Genomic DNA, 4,456 nt, shown 5'->3' with positions numbered 1-4,456 from the left:
GGGTTGGGTGGAGAGTTGATTTAACTGTCCGCCAAATTTGCGGAGTTCATGGAGTTTGACTCCGATTTGATATTCATATTGACTTAATAGGCGGCCATAAATGTATCCGGCTTTGCCATCGAGAAAGCCTAGTTTAAGGATATAGAACCAAATAAATCTCAGGAGGGGTTTGAAGGGGAGGCGCACCCAGACGGTTTTTAGAAAGCGTTTGCGTTGGACGGCATCGCCAAAGAAGTTGGCGCCAATGGTGCCACTGTCGTCTTTGCCGCTGAGGAGGTTATAGTAAACTCGGGCTTCCCAGTTGGAGTAGCGATTATGGCGTTCTAACCATTGATAGATGTCTCGGAAGTCTTCATGGATCATGTCCGCTTTGAGGTAGGCGGCGGGACGTTCTAAGATGACGTGTTCGTGGACTTCGTTATCGCCGGTGTTGGGAACGTCTTCGGTTTTTAAGTTTTCATATCGGCCTTTTTGATGGCGGAATAGGCGCAGGTTCCAGTCGGGATATTTGCCACCAAAACGAATCCATTTTCCGAGGAAGAAGACTTTACGATTTAGATAATATCCATCACAGTTGGGGTTTTGGATGGCTTGGGCCATTTCTTCCCAAAGTTCTAGGGGGATGCGTTCGTCACAATCGACGATTAGGACCCATTCGTTACGAAAGGGGAGGTTTTCTAATGACCAATTTTTCTTTTTGGGCCAGCCGCCGTTAAAGTGGAATTGAATGACTTTTGCACCCCAGTTTTCGGCGATTTCTATGGTGCGATCGCCACTTTGGGAATCCACTAAAAAAACTTCATCGGCGAGTTCGAGACTCGCTAAACAAGCAGGCAGGTTAGCTTCTTCGTTTTTAGCGGGAATTAAAACAGAAATTGGAATTTTTGATGCTGTCGAGGCCATGATAATCTGGTTAAACCTAACGCAAGCTTACAGTATAAATAACAGGTTGACTTTGTACCGAAAGGGTTAAGGTGAGAGTCTAAAACTAGAGTCAGGATTCAATATGAGTTCAAATTGCGATCGCCCGTTAATCTCTGGACCCATGCACTGGATCTCGTTCATCGTCCTCTCCATCCTATAGCAATCCTAAATGATTTATGACATCTGTCTTCTCCCCTCTCCCCCTTTGGGCCGCCGACGAGAAAGGGGTGAGGGCATTCCACAACGGATTTAGGATCTGCTATAGTCACCTCTCAAACTCCTTTTCCCTCTGTGTGGTTTTAACCGGATTCGGCCCGATCGCCCTCATGCTTCTCCCCAGGGGATGTGGATATGGATCCGGCAGATGGAGAACCCAAAAACAGGGCGCGTAAAGCTGCGCTTAAATAACCAATCTGACCGTAAGCGTACACCAAGTTGTCAAAGCTTAAGGCCGGATCTCGAACATATTTTAAAGATTTATAAACTCCCCGCACCAATTTTTCACCGCCATTACTCAACTGTCCCATTCCAGCACGTCCGGTGAGTTGTTCGCGGTAACACTCGCTAATCCCCTGCCACCAACCGCGACTCAAAAACCAACTCCGGTTTAACCGTTCTGGGGCAACATTGTGGGCGGCGATCGCCAAAGGCAGATAGGCAACTTCCCACCCTTGATTGAGCGCCAGTTCAGTCATGTGTAGTTCTTCGTTGGAAAGCAAGGATTTACCCACGCGACCGAGGTTCAAGTCAAAACCACCGACCTTTTCCAGAAACGATCGCCGAATGGAGTAATTTAACCCTCTCGGGGTGAGGCCCGGTTCCCGAATTAGGGTAATTTGGTCCCCGAGGTCATAAGCGCCTAGGTTTTCGGCTAAACCTGGAGAAAGCCAAATCGGGGGTTGGACGCCGGAGGGCCAAATTAAGGTGACTTTACCCCCAGCGATCGCCAGGTTTTCATTTTGCTGATACGCATTCCACAGGGTTCGCAACCACTGGGTTGAGGCGATCGCATCATCATCCAGATAGGCCAAAATTTCACTGCGGGCCTGTTTAAATCCCGTATTGCGGGCAAAGGATAGTCCCAGGGTGGGTTCATAAATGTATTGGAGACGGGGATCAGACTCCCGTTGGGCGACGACCTCTTTGGTGCGATCGCTCGATCCGTTATCCACCACTATAATTTCAAAATTGGGGAAATCTTGCTGGAGCAAGCTATCAATCGCATCGCCCAAATAGAGGTCTCGATTGTGGGTACAAATAATTGCAGAGATATCGGGCTGTGGCATAAATAGGTTACTCCGATTGAGTCTAGCTCCTGTACTGAGGTTTAGATCGTCCCGGTAGGAATTGAGTCGGCTTTCTAGCAGTTCTGATCACTCCGAGGGTTTATCATGCGGCTTTTCTCTAAACTGACGCAGTGCCAATAGGGTCTGTGTCTTAAGATTTTATTTGGATTTGAGGGTTTAAACCGACGCTATAATTACGATGAAAATTCAGGATACCCGATCATTTTGGACTCTTTCGTTCTTTGTTTAACGGATTTCAACCTCCTTAATCCTCGGTGAAAATTTCTAGAATGGACTGACGCTCCTTGGAGCAGTATAACTTACCGCTCTAGCAAAAGAACTGATACACAGAACGGGTGAAAGGCAACAAGGGTTAGAGGTTCGGTGATTCCCGGGGAAAATCCTGACGCCAGATGGAGCAAACAACAGAAATCAGGGATAGAGAGGGTGGTAAAACGGATTATTTTGGTGACGGGACCGGCGCGATCGGGCAAGAGTGAATGGGCGGAACTGCTGGCGGAACAATCGGGCAAACCTGTGATTTATTTGGCGACCTCTCGTCTGGATCCGGATGACCCGGAGTGGCAAGGGCGAATCGATCGCCACCGCATAAGGCGACTGCCAAGCTGGAGTACCCAAGAGGTTCCCGTGGCACTCACAGCAGCCATTTTCCAAGGAACTACCTCCGGGAATCCAGCTTGTCTTTTGGTGGATTCTTTAGGCACTTGGGTGGCAAATCTGTTGGAAGAAGATGACCCCACCTGGAGGGCAATCTTAGACGAGTTGATGGAGAGTCTGAGGGGTTTGAAGGAGGGAACTGTGATTTTTGTGGCGGAGGAGACGGGATGGGGGGTAGTTCCCGCCTACCCAATGGGTCGGACTTTTCGCGATCGCCTGGGGGATTTGGTGCGCCGTTTGGGTGCGATCGCCGACCCGGTTTATTTGGTGACGGGGGGTCATGCGGTCAACTTGAGTGCGATCGGTTCGGTTCTCCCCCCCACTCAAACCTTAGAAAATTAGGGGGCTGGAGACAGGGTTTAAATTCCTAACCAAAGTTTTTAAAACTTACTCATTTTTGATGCTATCATAAGAATATGAGTAAGTTTAGGATTTCCGAAGCCGCAAAAATCAAAGGAGTATCACCATCTACATTAAGACGTTGGGAATCAGAAGGGAAGTTAATCCCTGAGCGCACAGCGTCTGGTCACCGGAGATACTCTATGTCTCAATTGCTCGGTGTTGAATCTCATAGAGCGTACACAATCGGTTATGTACGAGTCAGTAGCCACGACCAGAAACAAGAGCTAGAACGTCAAAAGTCCATTATTGAATTGTTCTGCGCTCAAAATGGTTGGGACCATGAAATTATTCAAGACTTAGGCTCTGGGATGAATTACAGTAAGAGTGGGTTAAAGCGTCTTCTTAGGTTAATCACATCGGGTGAAATCGACAGATTGGTTCTTACCCATAAGGATAGGTTACTTAGATTCGGTGCTGAACTGGTGTTCAGCATCTGTGAGCAGTTTGGTGTAGAGATTGTCATTATAAATCGGACTGAGGATGCCAGTTTTGAGGAAGACTTAGCCAACGATGTTTTAGAAATCATTACCGTGTTTTCTGCTCGTCTTTATGGGAGCCGAAATCACAAGAACAAAAAGATTGTTGAGGAGTTAAAAAAAGTCAGTGAAGAGCTTTAAGACCAAGCTATAGCAATCCTAAATGATTTATGACATATATAGCTCCCCTCTCCCCCTTTGGGCCGCCGACGAGAAAGGGGTGAGGGCATTCCACAACGGATAAAGGATTGCTATAGACTTAAATAACCGACAACGAACACTCCTGGCCAAGCACGCCGGGGTCGCTCGACACGCTTGGAATTGGGGACTCGCTACCTGTAAGGAAACATATCTTGCTGGAGGTAAACTCCCAAGCGCCATAGACTTACACAAGAGATTAGTAGCTGAGGTCAAAAGTCAGAATCCTTGGTACTATAGCAGATCCTAAATCCGTTGTGGAATGCCCTCACCCCCAACCCCCTTCGACCCCTTTGGGAGAGGGGAGCTATATATGTCATAAATCATTTAGGATTGCTATATGAAGTGTCGAAATGTAGCCCTCAAGAAGCATTGCGTAACCTCAATAAAGCGTTTAAGCGACTTTGGCAAGTCAAAGGAACAGGTTTCCCCAAGTTTAAGAAAAAGAACGTCAAGGATAGTTTTTACCTGGAAGGAAGCATTAAAATTTCG

5 protein-coding genes are annotated in these 4,456 nt (G+C 47.5%); 3 read left to right on the top strand and 2 right to left on the bottom strand.

All coding sequences use genetic code 11. The features are described 5' to 3' along the window. The coding region (locus J0895_RS16730; RefSeq protein WP_207089178.1) for a glycosyltransferase family 2 protein at positions 1-903 on the bottom strand (903 nt) is incomplete at its 3' end. 320 nt (positions 904-1,223) lie between these two features. Next, positions 1,224-2,210 carry a glycosyltransferase family 2 protein gene (locus J0895_RS16725; protein WP_207089177.1) on the bottom strand — a complete coding sequence of 329 codons (987 nt, stop codon included), beginning with the start codon at positions 2,208-2,210 and terminating at the stop codon, positions 1,224-1,226. 447 nt (positions 2,211-2,657) lie between these two features. On the opposite strand from J0895_RS16725, the gene cobU reads away from it, so the two are divergent. The 3 genes from cobU (at position 2,658) to J0895_RS16710 (ending at position 4,214) form a co-directional block, all read left to right on the top strand. Beyond that, on the top strand, positions 2,658-3,230 hold the full coding sequence (gene cobU / locus J0895_RS16720) for a bifunctional adenosylcobinamide kinase/adenosylcobinamide-phosphate guanylyltransferase (protein WP_207089176.1): 573 nt from the start codon (positions 2,658-2,660) through the stop codon (positions 3,228-3,230). Positions 3,231-3,304: 74 nt separating this feature from the next. Further along, complete coding sequence (locus J0895_RS16715) at positions 3,305-3,907, top strand: IS607 family transposase (RefSeq protein WP_207089175.1); 603 nt, start codon at positions 3,305-3,307, stop codon at positions 3,905-3,907. Positions 3,908-4,013: 106 nt separating this feature from the next. Then, entirely contained in the window at positions 4,014-4,214 is a 201-nt protein-coding gene (locus J0895_RS16710; protein ID WP_340643542.1) for a helix-turn-helix domain-containing protein, read from the top strand. Positions 4,215-4,456 lie beyond the last annotated feature (242 nt).

This window comes from Phormidium pseudopriestleyi FRX01, from assembly GCF_017313335.1.
GTDB classification, from domain to species: Bacteria; Cyanobacteriota; Cyanobacteriia; order Cyanobacteriales; family Laspinemataceae; genus Laspinema; species Laspinema pseudopriestleyi.
This window is presented reverse-complemented; position numbering and strand designations above follow the sequence as displayed.